This window comes from Cryobacterium sp. GrIS_2_6 (assembly GCF_035984545.1).
Classification (GTDB): Bacteria; Actinomycetota; Actinomycetes; order Actinomycetales; family Microbacteriaceae; genus Cryobacterium.
In genome coordinates this window covers 306,032-321,645 of record NZ_JAXCHP010000001.1, presented here as the reverse complement: position 1 = coordinate 321,645, position 15,614 = coordinate 306,032, and the positions used below count along the sequence as shown (strand labels likewise).

The following is a 15,614-nucleotide window of genomic DNA, read 5'->3' as shown; positions in this document are numbered from 1 at the left end:
CGTCGATCAGACGCGGCCTCGTCAGACGCGCGGCTTTTCCTTCAGTTCGATCGTCTCGATCTCGTCGCCGATCTGGATGTCGTTGAACTTGCCGAGACCGATACCGGCCTCGAAGTCCGTACGAACCTCGGTGACGTCGTCCTTGAAACGACGCAGCGACTCGATGCCGAGGTTGTCTCCCACGACGACGCCGTTGCGGATGACCCGCGCCTTGGCGTTCCTCGTGATGACACCCGAGCGGACGATGACGCCGGCCACGTTTCCGAACTTGGACGAGCTGAACACCTCGCGGATCTCGGCGACACCACTCTGCACCTCTTCGAACTCGGGCTTGAGCATTCCCTTGAGGGAGTTCTCGATGTCCTCGAGCGCGTTGTAGATGACCGAGTAGAACCGCACGTCGACACCCTCGCGGGCGGCACGCTCGCGGGCCTTAGTGTCCGGGCGCACGTTGAAGCCGATGATGATGGCGTTGTCGACGGTTGCCAGGTTGACGTCGCTCTCCGTGACCGCACCGACACCGCGGTGGATGATGCGCAGCTGCACGGAGTCGTCGACCTCGATCTTGAGGAGCGACTCTTCCAGGGCCTCGACGGCACCGGACACGTCACCCTTGATGATGAGGTTGAGCGATTCGACCTTGCCCTCTTCGAGTGCACGGGTGAAGTCTTCGAGGCTGATGCGCTTGCGGGCCTTGGCCAGCAGGGCGTTGCGCTCGGCGGCTTCGCGCTTCTCGGCGATCTGACGGGCGGTGCGGTCTTCCTGGATGACGAGGAAGGTGTCGCCGGCCCGGGGAACGCTCGAGAGGCCCTGGACCTGCACGGCGCGCGACGGAGTCGCGGCGAGCACGGCAACGCCGTTTTCGTCGGCCATCGCACGAACGCGGCCATAGGCCGTTCCGGCGACGATCGAGTCGCCGACGTGCAGCGTTCCCGACTGGATGAGCACTGTTGCGACCGCGCCGCGGCCCTTGTCGAGACGAGCCTCGATGGCGACGCCACGGGCGTCCTTGTCGGGGTTGGCGCGCATGTCGAGTCCGGCGTCCGCGGTGAGGAGGACGGCCTCCAGGATTTCCTGGATGCCGATCTTCTGCTTCGCGGACACGTCGACGAACATGACGTCTCCGCCGTACTCTTCGGCGACGAGCCCGAATTCGGTGAGCTGCTGGCGCACCTTCTGCGGGTTGGCGCCTGGCTTGTCGATCTTGTTGACCGCGACCACGATCGGCACATTGGCCGCCTGGGCGTGGTTCAGCGCCTCAATGGTCTGGGGCATGATGCCGTCGTCCGCCGCAACCACGAGGATCGCGATGTCCGTCACCTGGGCACCACGGGCACGCATGGCGGTGAACGCCTCGTGGCCCGGTGTGTCGATGAATGTGATGGCACGGTCGATGCCCTCGTGCTCGGTGATGACCTGGTACGCACCGATGTGCTGGGTGATTCCGCCGGCTTCGCCAGCGGCTACCTTCGCGTTACGGATCGCATCGAGGAGCGCGGTCTTTCCGTGGTCGACGTGACCCATGACGGTGACGACCGGCGGACGGGCCTTGAGCTCGTCATCGGTCTCTTCGGCCAGTTCCTGGTCGATGTCGATGTCGAAGCCGAGAAGCAGTTCGCGATCTTCGTCGTCGGGCGAGACCATCTGGATCTTGTAACCGAGTTCTTCACCGAGCACATCGAAGGTCGCCTCGTCGAGGGACTCCGTCGCCGTCGCCATTTCACCGAGGTGGAACAGCACGGTGACGAGGTTTCCGGGGCTCGCGTCGATCTTGTCGGCGAAGTCCGTGATCGAGGCGCCGCGGCGCAGACGCACCACGGTTCCGCCGTCACCGCGGGGGACGCTGACGCCACCCAGCGACGGGGCTTCGCGCAGCTCGAACTCGGCGCGCTTCGTGCGCTTGGACTTGCGGGCCTTGTTCTTGCCGCCTCCGCGACCGAACGCACCAGCGGTTCCGCCACCGGGGCCGCGACCGCGGCCACCTGCGCCGCCGCCACCGGCGGGACGCGGCGGGCCGAAGCCGGGGGCACCGGCGGGGGCGCCACCGGGGCGCTGGAAGGCGGGACGTGCTCCGCCGGCTCCGGCGCCGCCCGGACGCTGGAACGCGCCGGGACGCTGGCCGAAACCGGTCGGGCGCGGAGCCTGGCCGGGTCCGCCCGGACGCGGCGCCCCGGGGCGCGGTGCGGCGGGACGGGGGATGTTGCTCGGGGCCGTCGAGGACGGCGGGCGCTGGCCCATGCCCTGTGCGCTCGCGAACGGGTTGTTGCCCGGACGCGGCGTGGGGGTCTTGCCCATGCCCTGGTTGCTGGCGAAGGGGTTGTTGCCCGGACGTGCCGACGGCGGGCGCGGAACGCTCGCGCCGGGCTTGGCGCCTGAGGACGGTCCACGGTCGGACTTGGCCGCCGGGGTGGCCGTCTTCGGGGCGTTCGGGTCTGCTGCGGCAGCCTGTTCGGCAGCCTTCTCGATGCTCGCGGACTTCTCAGCGGCTGCTGCCTTCTCGACGGCGACCGTCTGGCGCTCTGCGACGGTGAGGGGCGCGACGGGATGCGGTGCGGCATCAACTGCGGGGGCTTCGACGGGCGCAGCAGGAGCCGCACTCGGGCGTGCACCCGGCTTGACCGCGAGACGCGCCGGTGAGGGCCGCGCGCCGGGCTTGACGCCTGTGGGGGCACCCGGCGTTGCGCCGGCACCCGGGGTGGTTGACGGGGCAGTGGTTCCGGCGCCGGAAGCGGCGTCGGCCAGCAGAGCCGCGCGCAGGCGACGGGCTACCGGGGGTTCAACACTGCTGGACGGGCCCTTGACGAACTCGCCCATCTCTTTCAGTTTCGCAAGGGCTACCTTGCTGTCGACATTGAGCTCGCTAGCGATCTCATGTACGCGTGGTTTCGCAGCCACAATTCTCCAATTCCGGGTCTGCACCCGGAAAGGGGCAGACCGTTAGTAACGGACGGGTCTCATTTCGAGCCGCTCATTAGTTGTCCATTAGCCAGTTCAGCCTGTTCTCTAGTTGTTTCGCGTCCAGAGGACTGGTCACGCGAAGGGCACGCCCGAAGGCGCGTCGCCGCAGTGCGTCTTGGAAGCATTCGATGCTGGGATGCAGCCACGCACCTCGACCGGGCAGAGTGGCGGTTTGATCCACCACGAGTTCCGAGTCTCGGGCTACGAACCTCTGTAAAGAGGCACGCGGAGCGCGCGAACGGCATCCAATGCACGTTCTAACGGGTTCCATCGTACCCCCTATTCCGTGTCCTCCAGGATGCTGTCCGGCTGGATGTCGATTTTGGCACCCGTCAGCTTGGCGGCCAGACGTGCATTCTGGCCCTCCTTGCCAATCGCGAGCGAGAGCTGGTAGTCGGGAACGAGGGCGCGAACGGCCTTGATCGACTGGTCGATCACGTAGGCGCTCGTCACCTTGGCCGGCGACAGGGCGCTCGCGACGAACGTCGCGAGGTCCGGCGAGTAGTCGACGATGTCGATCTTCTCGTTGTTGAGCTCAGCCGTCACGGCGCGGACGCGCTGGCCTAGTTCGCCGATGCAGGCGCCCTTGGCGTTGACGCCGGGCTCGGTCGCGCGCACGGCCATCTTGGTGCGGTGGCCGGCCTCGCGGGCGAGGGAGACGATCTCGACGACACCGCTCGCGATCTCGGGGACCTCGAGGGCGAACAGGCGCCGGACGAGGGACGGGTGGGTGCGCGACACGGTGATCTGCGGCCCCTTGAGGCCCTTGCCGACGGCCGTGACGTAGACCCGGATCCGGGCTCCGTGCACGTACGTCTCGCCCGGGACCTGTTCCTCCGGCGGAAGGATCGCTTCGATCGTGCCGAGGTCGACGTGGATCATCCGCGGGTTCGGGCCCTGCTGGATGACGCCGGCGACGATCTCGCCCTCGCGTCCCTTGAATTCTCCGAGCACCGCGTCATCGGCCAGGTCGCGGAGACGCTGGTTGATGACCTGCTTCGCGGCGAAGGCCGCGATCCGGCCGAAGTCGGTCGGGTTGTTGATCGCTTCGCCGATGACGTTGCCGTCGTCGTCGAGCTCTGGTACAAAAATGTCGACATGGCCGGACTTGCGGTCGAGGACGACACGCGCTTCCGGCTCTTCTTCGACGGCCTGCTTCGTTGTCTCACCCTGGTGGGTGTGCTTGACGTATGCCGTCAAGATCGCCTGCTCGATGATCTGCACGAGTTCCTCGAAGGGAATCTCTTTCTCGCGCTCCAACTGCCGCAACACGCTGAGGTCGATGTCCATGGCCGGCCTCCTCTATTCAGATTCTGCCGCCGCGAAACTGCGCAGCGGGCTGGTATCTACGGTACCCGACGGAACAGGCGCCCGTCACCCCGAAGGAAACGAGCGCCTGTTTCAGAGGGACTTTCTGGGCGGTTCTCAGGCGAAGTGCGCCCCGAGGTTTTCCACAGCGCACTGGGTGCGCTCTCCCGTGCGGCGGTCCCACAGCTCGACGATGCCGTCGACGGCTCCGCGTCCGACGATCACGATCTGCGGAACCCCGATCAGTTCGGCGTCGCCGAACTTGACGCCGGGCGAGACCTTGCGGCGGTCGTCGTAGATGACGTCCCGCCCGGTCGCCTCGAGGGTCGCGGCCACGGCGGCCGCGGTCTCGAAGACGATCTCGTCGCGTCCTGCCGCGATCACGTGCACATCGAACGGGGCTACCGACACCGGCCAGATCAGGCCCTTCGGATCGTTGTTGAGCTCGGCGAGGAGGGCGAGGATGCGGGTGACCCCGATCCCATACGAGCCCATCGTGACCGTAACGAGCTTTCCGTTCTCGTCGAGAACCTTGAGTCCGAGCGCTTCCGCATACTTCCGGCCGAGCTGGAAGACGTGGCCGATCTCGACGCCGCGCGCGAGCTCGACGGGGCCGGAGCGATCGGGCGCCGGGTCGCCGGCGCGAACGTTCGCGACCTCGGCTGTTCCGTCGGCGGCGAAGTCGCGCCCGGCGACGAGGCCGAAGACGTGGCGGCCGTTCTCGTTCGCTCCGGTGATCCACGCTGTGCCGTCGACGACGCGGGGGTCGACGAGATAACGGATGCCGGTGGCCGATTTCTCGCCGAGCACGGCACCGGGCAGGGCCCACGGCCCGATGTAGCCGGTGACGAGGCCCGGGTGCTTGGCGAGGTCGCCGGGGTTCGCCGCTTCGACCTCTGCGGGGGCGAAGGCGACCTCGGCGCGCTTGAGGTCGACGTCGCGGTCGCCCGGAACTCCGACGATGACGAGGTCGCGGGTGCCGTCGAGGTTGGTCAGGGCGAGCACGATGTTCTTGAGGGTGTCCGCTGCGGTCCACTCCCTGCCGTCTGTGCGCGGGTGGTTCGCGTTCGCGCTGTCGACGAGGGTCTGGATGGTCGGGGTGTCCGGGGTGTCGTGCACCTCGGCGGCCGGAAGCGCCGTCCAGTCGATGACGGGAGGGACCAGGGTCGTGAATGCCTCGACGTTGGCGGCGTACCCGCCGGCCGAACGCACGAAGGTGTCTTCGCCGATGGGAGTGGGGTGCAGGAACTCTTCGCTCCGGGATCCGCCCATCGCACCGGCATCCGCCTTGACGATGACGTACTCGAGGCCGAGACGGGTGAAGATGCGCTCGTAGGCGTCGCGCTGGGCCTGGTAGCTCAGGTCGAGGCCGGCGTCGGTGTAGTCGAAGGAGTACGCGTCCTTCATCGTGAACTCGCGGCCGCGCAGGAGGCCGGCACGGGGACGGGCCTCGTCGCGGTACTTGTCCTGGATCTGGTAGATCGAAAGAGGCAGGTCCTTGTAACTGTTGTAGAGGTCCTTCACGAGCAGCGTGAAGACCTCCTCGTGGGTCGGCGCGAGAAGGAGGTCGCTGCCCTTGCGGTCCTGGAGGCGGAAGAGGCCCTCGCCGTACTCGTCCCAGCGGCCGGTGACCTCGTAGGGTTCGCGCGGGAGCAGGGCGGGGAAGTGCACCTCGAAGGCGCCGGCCTCGGCCATCTCCTCGCGGACGATGGTCTCGATCTTGTTCTTGACGCGGAGGCCGATCGGCAGCCAGGCGAAGATACCGGGGGCCTGGCGGCGGATGTAACCGGCCCGGACGAGGAGTCGGTGACTGGTGACCTCGGCATCCGAGGGGTCTTCGCGAAGGGTACGGAGGAAATAAGACGACAGACGTGTAGGCACCCCCCTACTTTACGGCGCGCGCCGGACACGACTGTTGCCGTTGCGGACAACCGTGGCCGTCAGGGCAGGCTCAGTGGTCCGGAACGGCAACGGTTGCAGCGGGAATGCGGCGAATGCGGGGGCTACCGCGAGATGGTGACGATGGGGGCACCGAGGGAGTCCTCGGATGGCGGCATCTCGGCGGCGAGGCGGTTGGCCTCCTCGATGAGGGTCGCGACGATCTCGGACTCCGGCACAGTCTTGATGACCTCGCCGCGCACGAAGATCTGGCCCTTGCCGTTGCCGGATGCGACGCCGAGGTCGGCGTCGCGGGCCTCGCCCGGCCCGTTGACGACGCAGCCCATCACGGCAACGCGCAGGGGGACGGTCATGCCCTCGAGGCCGTCGGTGACGTCATTCGCGAGCTTGTAGACATCCACCTGGGCGCGGCCGCAGCTCGGGCAGGAGACGATCTCGAGCTTGCGTTCGCGGAGGTTGAGCGACTGGAGGATCTGCAGGCCGACCTTGACCTCTTCGGCGGGAGGGGCACTGAGCGACACGCGGATGGTGTCGCCGATGCCCTCGCCGAGCAGGATGCCGAAGGCCGTCGCGCTCTTGATGGTGCCCTGGAAGGAGGGGCCGGCCTCGGTGACGCCGAGGTGCAGGGGCCAGTCGCCGCGCTCGGCGAGGAGGCGGTACGCCTTGACCATGATCACGGGGTCGTTGTGCTTGACCGAGATCTTGAAGTCGTGGAAGTCGTGTTCCTCGAAGAGGCTCGCCTCCCAGACGGCGCTCTCGACGAGTGCCTCAGGGGTGGCCTTGCCGTACTTCTGCATGATGCTCGGCTCAAGGGAGCCGGCGTTGACGCCGATCCGGATCGAGACGCCGGCCGCCTTGGCCGCCGCCGCGATCTTGCCGACCTGGTCGTCGAACTTGCGAATGTTGCCCGGGTTGACCCGCACGCCGGCGCAGCCAGCGTCGATCGCCGCGAAGACGTAACTCGGCTGGAAGTGGATGTCCGCGATCACCGGGATCTGGCTCTTCTTCGCGATGATCGGCAGGGCCTCGGCGTCGTCACGGCTCGGGACGGCGACACGCACGATGTCACAGCCGCTCGCCGTGAGTTCGGCGATCTGCTGCAGGGTGCCGTTGATGTTCGTAGTCGGGGTCGTCGTCATCGACTGGACGCTCACCCGGGCGTCACCGCCGACGAGCACCTTGCCGACCTTGATCTGCCGGCTCTTGCGCCGGGGAGCGAGGATTTCAGGTACTTTGGGCATTCCCAAATTGATTGCAGCCACGCGAATATCTTAGGTGCCCTGACTGGGCGGATGCCCGGCTCAGGCGATTTCCGCACCGAGCCGGCCGTTGCGCGCCACCTGCGCCGCTGCGCGACAGGCATGCCTGCAGCGCAGCGGCGCAACTGGCGCGCTCGCCCGAAAGAGCCGGGAACCGAGAACCCGGGCGGCTACCGGGGCGGGAGCGGCGCGCCGGGAGCGGGGTCCGCGCGGTTGGCACGGAGCACCTCGAGCCGTGCCCGGTACTCCACCTCGTCGATATCGCCCTGGGCGAAGCGCTCGGCAAGGGTCTTCTCTGCGCTGCGGGTGCCGTCGGCCTGGCCGGCCTGGGCCGCCTGCGACGCCTGCCAGCCGGGATGGCCGGAGAAGCCTGGTCCGCCGTGGCGACGCCAGCGCCTGCCGAGGATCGCGAAGAGGGTGACGACGAGAACAATGCCGAGGAACGGGATCAGGAAGAACAACCAGACCGGCCCGCCGCCCCAGCCCGGGCCGTAGCCCATATGGGTGGCGAACCCGGTGAGAACCGCTGTCACAAGCATGGTGAGTCCAATCTCTGTGGAGGAACCGATGATCCGATTCTTTCCCGCCCCGCTCGACGGCGCATCAGCCGGGAGGAGGCACCTGCACTACTCCCCCGGGTGCAGGTCACCAGCCGTCGCTGACGAGGCCTGTCTCGTAGGCAACGATCACGAGTTGCACACGGTCGCGCGCGGCGAGCTTCGACATGATCCGCGACACGTGCGTCTTCGCGGTGAGCGGGCTCAGGAACAGTCGCACGCCGATTTCGGTGTTGGTGAGCCCGCGGCCGACGAGCGCGAGGACCTCGCGCTCCCGGTCCGTGAGCACGGCGAGCGCGGCCGGATCGCTCGGGCGCCGCAGCCCGGTCTCGAGCCGGGTGAGCAGTCGCCGGGTGACCCCGGGCGACAGCAGGGCGTCCCCCGCCGCCGCGACGCGCACGGCCCGGATCAGTTCGGTCGGCTCGGTGTCCTTGACGAGAAAGCCGCTCGCGCCCGCCCGGATCGCCTGGACGACGTACTCGTCGAGCTCGAAGGTCGTCACGATCACGATGTGCGTTCCCGCCAGCTCGGGGTTGCCGACGATCTGCTCTGTCGCCCAGAGGCCGTCGCCGCCGGGCATCCGGATGTCCATCAGCACGACGTCGGGCCGGAGCCGGGTGACCTGCTCGACGGCCTCCGTCCCCGTTGCGGCGTCTGCGACGACCTCGAGGTCCGGTTCGGACTCGAGCAGCGAGCGGAAGCCTGCCCGGATCAGCTGCTGGTCATCGGCGATCACGACGCGGATCACCGGCTCCTCCGCAGGGGCAGGCGCGCCTCGACGAGGAACCCGCCCGGCGAGGGTCGTTCGACCCGCAGGCTCCCGCCGAGGAGTTCCGCGCGTTCGCGCATACCGAGCAGACCGCCGCCCGGAACGATGGCCGGGTCGAGCGGCTCGGTCGAGCCCTCGTCGGTCACGGTGAGCACGGCGTCACCGTCGTCGAGCTCGAGCCGGACGGTCGCGGAGAGCGTCTGCGAGTGCCGCAGCACGTTGGTGAGTGCTTCCTGGCAGATCCGGTAGAGCGCGAGCTGGGTGGCGGCGGTCGTGGCCTCCGTCACGGGCTGCAGTTGCGCGACGAGCTCGACGTGCAGCCCCTGGGCGCTGTACGAGTCGATCAGGGCGGGAAGCCGGGACAGGTCTGGCTCGGGGGTGAGCGGCACGGCTCCCCCGGCACGCCCGCCGGTCTCCCCTTCGGTGTCCGCGCGCAGGATGCCGAGCACCGTGCGCACCTCGTCGAGCGCGTTCTTGCTCGTGAGCTTGATGTTCGCGAGGGCCTCTGCCGCCTTGGCGGGCTGGCTGTCGATGAGGTGCAGTCCGACTCCGGCCTGCACGTTGATCAGGGACAGCGAATGTGCGAGAACGTCGTGGAGTTCGCGCGCGATGCGCACACGCTCCCGCTGTTCCGCGGACTGGCGGCGGGCATCCGCTCGCCGGCGCAGCTCGCGCATCTGCTCGCGCCGGGTGCGGACCGTCTCCCCGATCGCGCAGAGCACGGCGAGGGCGACGGTCGTGAGCGCGATGCGGGCGGGCTGAAGCGGCACTCCGAGCGTTCCGGCGAGCGCGATCGTCGCGGTCCAGGCCGCGGCGACGGATGCGTAGACCCAGACCCGCGCACCGCGCACGATCCCGAGCACGATCGCGAAACCCACGGCGACGTAGGGCAGGCCGATGTCCGGGCGGAGCAGGATGAGCGCTCCGGCCGCCGCAGCGCACACAGCAGCGACAGGGCCCGGGAAGCGGCGTGCGCCGAGGAGGGCGATCGGGCCGATCAGGGCGAGGGCGACCGCGAGGAACCAGCCGGGCCGGGGCGCGCCGAGCTCACCGCCGAGGTCGTGGCCGGTATGGCCGAATTCGCGGCCGTAGCGGGCGAGCAGCACGGTGGCGGGCACCTGGGCCAGGAACGAGAAGATCGCGGGGAAGAGCACGCGGCCCGCTCGGGGCATCCGGTTGCCGGGGCCGCCGGGAAGAGATCGCTCGTGGTCGAACCACGGCGCGTCGGTATCCCAGAGTGGTGGCATATTCCGATGCTACGTGCCGGGACGACCCGCGGCATCCGCCCCCGGGAGTATGCGGCCGAACCGCGGGCCCGGGAGTATGCGGCCGAACCGCGGGCCCGGGGCTCCGGGTCTCAGCCGAAGAGGTTGATCGGCTTGACGATGTCGGCGTAGATGAGCAAGAGGCTCATGCCACCGAGCAGGATGACGACCGCGAAGGTGAGCGGCATCAGCCTGGCCATATCGACGGGGCCGGGATCCTTGCGCTTGAAGAGCTTCGCGACCCGGCGGCGCAGGCCCTCCCAGAGTGCGCCGGCGACGTGGCCTCCGTCGAGCGGCATCAGCGGGATGAGGTTGAACACGAACAGGGCCACGTTGAGGGAGGCGAGCAGGCCGATCAGGCTCGCGGCCTTGCTTGCGACGGGGATGGTGTTGACGCTAGCGATCTCGCCGGCGACGCGGCCGACTCCGACGACGCTGATCGGACCGTTCGGGTCGCGCTCGCCAGGACCGAACGCGGCATTGACGATGTCGACCATCCGCTGGGGGAGGTTCAGGATCATGTGCACGACGGCGCCGACGTTGTCGCCGACGGCGGGCAGTACGGCCGTGGCGGGCTGCTGGACGAGTTCGCCTGCCGGGCCGATGCCGACGAAGCCGACTTCCTGCGTGATGGCCTTGCCCCCGGCATCCGAAGTGACTTTCCCCGCGGCGTCGAGAACGTACCGTTCGGTCAGTTTGGGGGTGATCGTCAGAGTCACGTCGGTTCCGGCGCGGTCGACGACGACGGCGAGCGGGGTGCCGGGTGAGCTGCGGATGATCCCGGTCGACTGGTCCCAGCTCGTGATCGCGGTGCCGCCGATGCTCACGAGGCGATCGCCGGGCTGCAGGCCCGCTGCCGCCCCCGGGGACTTCTCGTCGGTCGCGGCACAGGTGGTCTGGGTACTCGTCGCGGGGAGTACGCAGGCGGACACACTTCCGACCGTTGTGCTCGCCTGCGCGGTGCCGAAGCCCATCAGGAGGACCGCGAAGAGCACGACCGCGATCAGCAGGTTCATGGTGGGCCCCCCGAGCATGATGATGATGCGCTTCCACACCGCCAGGCGGTAGAAGGCGCGGTGTTCCTCGCCTGCACCGATGGTGTCGGCGCTCGACTGCCGGGCATCTTCGACGAGGCTCGTCAGGGCCCCTGGCTTCTTCGCGCTCGGGTCCTGGGCTAGGGGGTCCTGGGCAGGAGCGCCTTCCTGCACAAGCTGGTTGAAGAAGCCCGTGCTGTTCGGGTGGGGCTTCTCCCCGGGCTTCGCGGGCGGGAACATGCCGATCATCGAGATATAGCCACCGAGGGGAATGGCCTTCACTCCGTATTCCGTCTCGCCTTTGCGGCGCGACCAGAGCGTGGGGCCGAAACCGATCATGTACTGAGTGACCTTGACGCCGAACCCTTTCGCCGGCAGCAGGTGGCCGATTTCGTGCAGGCCGATGGACAGGGCGAGTCCGACGACGACGATCACGACGCCCAATATGTACAGCAGCACGGTTTCCACAGTCGTAGATTACCCACCCGAAGCTGACAGGCCGCTGGCGGTTTGTTATGCGGGGTGTGGTTTGCTTGGGGGGTACCGAACCCGAATGGAGTTTCCCCTGTCTTCGCCTTCCTCCGGCGGTCCCCGCACCGTTGACGGCCTCATCGGCGTCAGCCTCGCTGACCGCTTCCGGATCGACCGCCTGATCGGCGCCGGCGGGATGGCCGTCGTGTATGAGGCGACCGACCTCGCCCTCGGCCGCACCGTCGCGGTCAAGCTCTTCCGGCTCGACACCGCGGACGACGCGGGTCCGGAACGTCAGAGCGGCGAAGTCGCCGTGCTGGCGAGCCTCAACCATTTCGCCCTCGTCACGCTCTTCGACGCAGGCACCGCGATCGTCGACGGGACCGCGCGCACCTTCATCGTGATGGAGCTCGTAGACGGAACCGACCTCCGCACGAGGATCGCCTCAGGCCCGCTGCCGCGCTCGGAGGTCGCAACACTCGGCGCCGACCTCGCCGAAGCGCTGCACTACGTGCACGAACGCGGGATCATCCACCGCGACATCAAGCCGGCGAACGTGCTGCTCGCCGCCTCCGGGTTCCCCGGACGCGCGGCGCACGCCAAGCTCGCCGACTTCGGCATCGCCCGCCTCGTCGACGCGACCCGCCTCACGGCGACAGGAACCTTCCTCGGCACGGCCGGCTATCTCAGCCCCGAACAGGCGCTCGGCACGACGATCGGCGCGCCGAGCGACGTCTACTCGCTCGGTCTCGTGCTGCTCGAATGCCTCACCCGCGAGCGGGCTTACCCGGGAACGGCGATCGAGTCCGCGATGGCGCGGTTGCAGCGCGACCCGGAGATCCCCCCGGCGTTCGGTCCGGCGTGGGCGGACGTGCTCGGCGGCATGACCCAGCGCGAACCGGGCGAGCGGCTGAGCCCGGCGGATGCCGCGCAGCGCCTGCGGCTGCTGGCGCGGTCCGAGGCGGCGGCGGAAACCATCGCGGGAACGACGGAGGCGACCGTGTCACCCGATGCCGGTGCGACGACGGAGGCGTACACCCCGACGAGCCTCCTCCCGGCGTCGGATGCCCCGACGCAGGCGCTGGACCCGACGGCGGCCTATGCTGCGACACGCGCCTTCTCGGCAACGGATGCCCCGACGCGGGTCCTTCCCGGCGAGTCCACCGTCTTCGCCAGTGCCGGGTCTACTGCCGAGACGGTGGCCCTCGGTTCCGGGGCGCCACGACAGGCGACCGGGGCGCCGGCGGCATCCGCTCGCGCACCCCGGACCACGGCCTGGCCTCGCGTGCTCACCGGCAGGACCGGTCTCGCCGTGCTCGCCGTCGCCGCGGTCGCCCTGATCACGATCATCGTGCTCGGCTTCACGCTGCGCCCCCCTGCCCAGGCGGATGCCCCTGCCGGCTCATCCACGAGCACCCCGGCATACCCCGACGTCGCCGGCACCCTCGGGGAACACCTGCGACAGCTCCAGGAAAGCGTGGCACCGTGAGCATCGGCATGCGCAAGAGCACCGGCACCGGCACCAACGGCATCTGCGGCCGCCTCGCCGCGCTCGTGGGCGGCGCGCTGCTCGTGGCCGCCGCCCTCACGGGGTGCGCTTCCGACAGCTCCCCCGTTCAGCCGTCGACGGCGAGCCAGTTGCAGTCCGGCGTGCTCTCGGTGACGGAGGCCGCTGCGGCCGGCGATTACCCGGGCGCCTCTGCCGCCCTCGACGCCGTGCAGGCCGACCTGCTCACGGCGGCCGCGACCGGCCAGGTCACGGGAACCCGTGCGACCGAGATCCAGGCTGCGATCGACAGCGTGACCGCAGACCTCGCCGCGCTCGAGGAGGCGGCCAGGCTCAGTTCCGCTACTCCGGCCGCCATCCCAGTCCCGGTTCCGTCCGTTGACAGCGGCAACGGCAACGGCAAGGGCAACGGTAAGAAGGACAAGTGCGATCCGAAAAAGGACAACTGCGACGGGTGACCCTCGTCATCGGCCGGAAGGACATATGACTCACCATCTTGTAGTCGGGGCCGGCCTGATCGGCCGTCCCGTCGCCGAACGGCTCGCGGCGCGCGGGGACACCGTCACGATCGCGACGCGCTCAGGCTCACCCGCGGCGGGTGCGACCCCGCTCGTGCTCGACGCGAGTGACCCGGATGCCTTCTCCGCCGCCGCGGCACGGGCCTCGACGATCTTCCTCTGCACGAACCCGCCATACACGGACTGGGCCGCGCAGTGGCCGCCGATCATCGGGGCGGCGATCACCGCCGCCGCGGCGAGCGACGCCTCCCTCGTCGTGATGGGGAACCTCTACCCGTACGGCGCGCCGAGGGGGGCGATGACCGAGCACACGCCGGAGACGACGACCGAGCGCAAGGGCCTGGTTCGCAAGGAGGGGTGGCGCCGGGTGCGTGCGGCGCACGAGGCCGGGCAGATCCGGGCGGTCGAGGTGCGCGCGAGCGACTACTTCGGGCCGGGAGCGACCGGGACCGCGCACCTCGGCACGGACTTCTTCACCGCGATCCTGGCTTCGAAGACCGCGCGCGTCGTCGGCAGGCCCGAGCTCCCGCACAGCTGGAGTTACCTGCCCGACATCATTTCGACCCTGATCGCCGCCGCAGACTACACCGGGGACTGGGGCCGGATCTGGCACGTGCCGAGTGCGTCGGCCAGCCGGGTGGAGATCGCGGCCGAGCTGAACGAACGGTACGACTGCGCGGGCTCGGTCTCCGGCTACCCGCAGTGGGTGCTCCGCGGCATCGGCCTGGTCAACCCCCTGATGCGCGAGGTCTACGCCTCGAGCTACCAGTTCACGTCGCCGTTCATCATCGACTCGGCGGAGACCGAACGCGAGCTCGGCGTCGTCGCAACCCCCTGGCTCGACGCGCTCACGGCGACGGCGGACAGCTACCGCGCCTGACCCCGGACCGCCAGAGGTTATGCCGATCGGGCGAGGAGCTTGTCTGCGGCGGCGCGCGCCCAGGTCTCGGCTGCGTTGAGGGACTCCCGGGTGAGCGGGCCGTCCTGCTCGTGGGTCTCGACGACCCGCTGGATGGTGTCAACGATGTCGAGGAAACCGATCCTGCCGGCGTGGAACGCGGCGACGGCCTGCTCATTGGCCGCGTTGAACACGGCCGGGTATGTGCCACCGGCACGGCCGACCTGCTTCGCGAGCGCGACGGCCGGGAACGCGACGGTGTCGAGTGGTTCGAAGGTCCAGGTCTGCGGCTTCGTCCAGTCGAGGGGAACGCCGACGGCGGCGACGCGGTTCGGCCAGTCGAGACCGAGCGAGATCGGCAGGCGCATGTCGGGCGGCGAGGCCTGCGCGATCGTCGAGCCGTCGATGAACTCGACCATCGAGTGCACGATCGACTGCGGGTGCACGGCGACGTCGATGTCTTCGTACGCGACGTCGAAAAGCAGGTGAGCCTCGATGATCTCGAGGCCCTTGTTCACGAGGGTCGACGAGTTCGTCGTGACGACGAGGCCCATGTCCCAGGTCGGGTGCGCGAGCGCCTGGGCGGGGGTGACGGCCCGCATCTCCTCGCGGGTACGACCCCTGAACGGGCCACCGGATGCCGTCAGCACGAGCCGGGACACCTCACGCGCCGTCCCCGATCGCAACGCCTGCGCGATCGCGGAATGCTCAGAGTCGACGGGAACGATCTGCCCGGGAGCGGCGAGCGCGGTGACCAGGTCGCCGCCCACGATGAGGGATTCCTTGTTCGCGAGGGCGAGGGTGCGCCCGGCCCTGAGCGCCGCGAGGGTCGGACCGAGCCCCACGGAGCCCGTGATGCCGTTGAGCACGACGTCGGCGTCGACATCCGTCACGAGCTGTTCGGATTCGTCCGCGCCGAGCGCGGTGTCGTCGACCTCGAATTCCTCGGCCTGCTGCGCGAGCATCTCCCGGTTGGCGCCTGCCGAGAGTCCGACCACTTCGAACCGGGTGGGATTCGCCCGGATCACATCGAGGGCCTGGGTTCCGATCGAGCCGGTGGACCCGAGAATTACTACTCGTCTGCGCATTCCCTCATGCTAGCTTTCGTGGTACCGGGTGTCACGGCGGTAGGGTCGAGCAGTGACCGGAGCCAAGGACGAACCCCAGGAAC

Annotated in this window: 13 protein-coding genes; 3 read left to right on the top strand and 10 right to left on the bottom strand. The window is 69.0% G+C overall.

Annotated elements, in window-relative coordinates:
- Positions 1-21: 21 nt before the first annotated feature.
- The 9 genes from infB to RCH22_RS01405 form a co-directional block, all read right to left on the bottom strand.
- On the bottom strand, positions 22-2,895 hold the full coding sequence (gene infB / locus RCH22_RS01445) for a translation initiation factor IF-2 (protein WP_327012549.1): 2,874 nt from the start codon (positions 2,893-2,895) through the stop codon (positions 22-24).
- 76 nt (positions 2,896-2,971) lie between these two features.
- The gene (locus RCH22_RS01440; protein ID WP_134445863.1) at positions 2,972-3,229 is read right to left on the bottom strand and encodes a YlxR family protein; all 258 of its coding nucleotides are present in this window, start codon (positions 3,227-3,229) and stop codon (positions 2,972-2,974) included.
- A gap of 8 nt (positions 3,230-3,237) precedes the next feature.
- Positions 3,238-4,248, bottom strand: coding sequence for a transcription termination factor NusA (gene nusA / locus RCH22_RS01435; RefSeq protein ID WP_134445864.1), 1,011 nt, complete (start codon positions 4,246-4,248; stop codon positions 3,238-3,240).
- A gap of 135 nt (positions 4,249-4,383) precedes the next feature.
- Complete coding sequence (locus RCH22_RS01430) at positions 4,384-6,147, bottom strand: proline--tRNA ligase (RefSeq protein ID WP_327012548.1); 1,764 nt, start codon at positions 6,145-6,147, stop codon at positions 4,384-4,386.
- A gap of 122 nt (positions 6,148-6,269) precedes the next feature.
- Positions 6,270-7,427 (bottom strand): flavodoxin-dependent (E)-4-hydroxy-3-methylbut-2-enyl-diphosphate synthase, encoded by a 1,158-nt coding sequence (gene ispG, locus RCH22_RS01425; RefSeq protein ID WP_327012547.1) that lies wholly within the window; start codon positions 7,425-7,427, stop codon positions 6,270-6,272.
- 167 nt (positions 7,428-7,594) lie between these two features.
- Entirely contained in the window at positions 7,595-7,963 is a 369-nt protein-coding gene (locus RCH22_RS01420) for an SHOCT domain-containing protein (protein ID WP_327012546.1), read from the bottom strand.
- A gap of 106 nt (positions 7,964-8,069) precedes the next feature.
- A complete protein-coding gene (locus RCH22_RS01415) occupies positions 8,070-8,729 on the bottom strand; it encodes a response regulator transcription factor (RefSeq protein WP_327012545.1) in 660 nt (219 codons plus the stop codon).
- Complete coding sequence (locus tag RCH22_RS01410) at positions 8,726-9,997, bottom strand: sensor histidine kinase (RefSeq protein WP_327012544.1); 1,272 nt, start codon at positions 9,995-9,997, stop codon at positions 8,726-8,728. Before RCH22_RS01410 ends, RCH22_RS01415 begins: the two co-directional genes overlap by 4 nt.
- Before the next feature lie 110 nt (positions 9,998-10,107).
- Positions 10,108-11,517 carry an RIP metalloprotease gene (locus RCH22_RS01405; RefSeq protein WP_327012543.1) on the bottom strand — a complete coding sequence of 470 codons (1,410 nt, stop codon included), beginning with the start codon at positions 11,515-11,517 and terminating at the stop codon, positions 10,108-10,110.
- An 85-nt stretch (positions 11,518-11,602) separates the two neighbouring features.
- Between RCH22_RS01405 and RCH22_RS01400 the strand changes: the two genes are divergently transcribed.
- Genes RCH22_RS01400 through RCH22_RS01390 form a run of 3 tightly spaced genes read left to right on the top strand, consistent with a single transcriptional unit; the run spans position 11,603 to position 14,425 of the window.
- Positions 11,603-13,009: a serine/threonine-protein kinase gene (locus tag RCH22_RS01400; RefSeq protein ID WP_327012542.1), complete on the top strand. Its 1,407-nt coding sequence runs from the start codon at positions 11,603-11,605 to the stop codon at positions 13,007-13,009.
- A complete protein-coding gene (locus RCH22_RS01395; RefSeq protein ID WP_327012541.1) occupies positions 13,006-13,485 on the top strand; it encodes a hypothetical protein in 480 nt (159 codons plus the stop codon). The genes RCH22_RS01400 and RCH22_RS01395 overlap by 4 nt, the downstream gene beginning before the upstream one ends.
- A gap of 25 nt (positions 13,486-13,510) precedes the next feature.
- Entirely contained in the window at positions 13,511-14,425 is a 915-nt protein-coding gene (locus tag RCH22_RS01390; protein WP_327012540.1) for an NAD-dependent epimerase/dehydratase family protein, read from the top strand.
- Between the two features lie 17 nt (positions 14,426-14,442).
- On the opposite strand, the gene dxr is transcribed toward RCH22_RS01390, so the two are convergent.
- A complete protein-coding gene (gene dxr / locus RCH22_RS01385; RefSeq protein WP_327012539.1) occupies positions 14,443-15,531 on the bottom strand; it encodes a 1-deoxy-D-xylulose-5-phosphate reductoisomerase in 1,089 nt (362 codons plus the stop codon).
- Positions 15,532-15,614 lie beyond the last annotated feature (83 nt).

Excerpts from the sequence above, each read along its gene's own strand:
- RCH22_RS01420 (WP_327012546.1), bottom strand. The coding sequence starts at position 7,963 with ATGCTTGTGACAGCGGTTCTCACCGGGTTCGCCACCCATATGGGCTAC.
- RCH22_RS01400 (WP_327012542.1), top strand. The coding sequence starts at position 11,603 with ATGGAGTTTCCCCTGTCTTCGCCTTCCTCCGGCGGTCCCCGCACCGTT.
- RCH22_RS01390 (WP_327012540.1), top strand. The coding sequence starts at position 13,511 with ATGACTCACCATCTTGTAGTCGGGGCCGGCCTGATCGGCCGTCCCGTC.
- RCH22_RS01410 (WP_327012544.1), bottom strand. The coding sequence starts at position 9,997 with ATGCCACCACTCTGGGATACCGACGCGCCGTGGTTCGACCACGAGCGA.
- RCH22_RS01440 (WP_134445863.1), bottom strand. The coding sequence starts at position 3,229 with ATGGAACCCGTTAGAACGTGCATTGGATGCCGTTCGCGCGCTCCGCGT.
- nusA (WP_134445864.1), bottom strand. The coding sequence starts at position 4,248 with ATGGACATCGACCTCAGCGTGTTGCGGCAGTTGGAGCGCGAGAAAGAG.
- dxr (WP_327012539.1), bottom strand. The coding sequence starts at position 15,531 with ATGCGCAGACGAGTAGTAATTCTCGGGTCCACCGGCTCGATCGGAACC.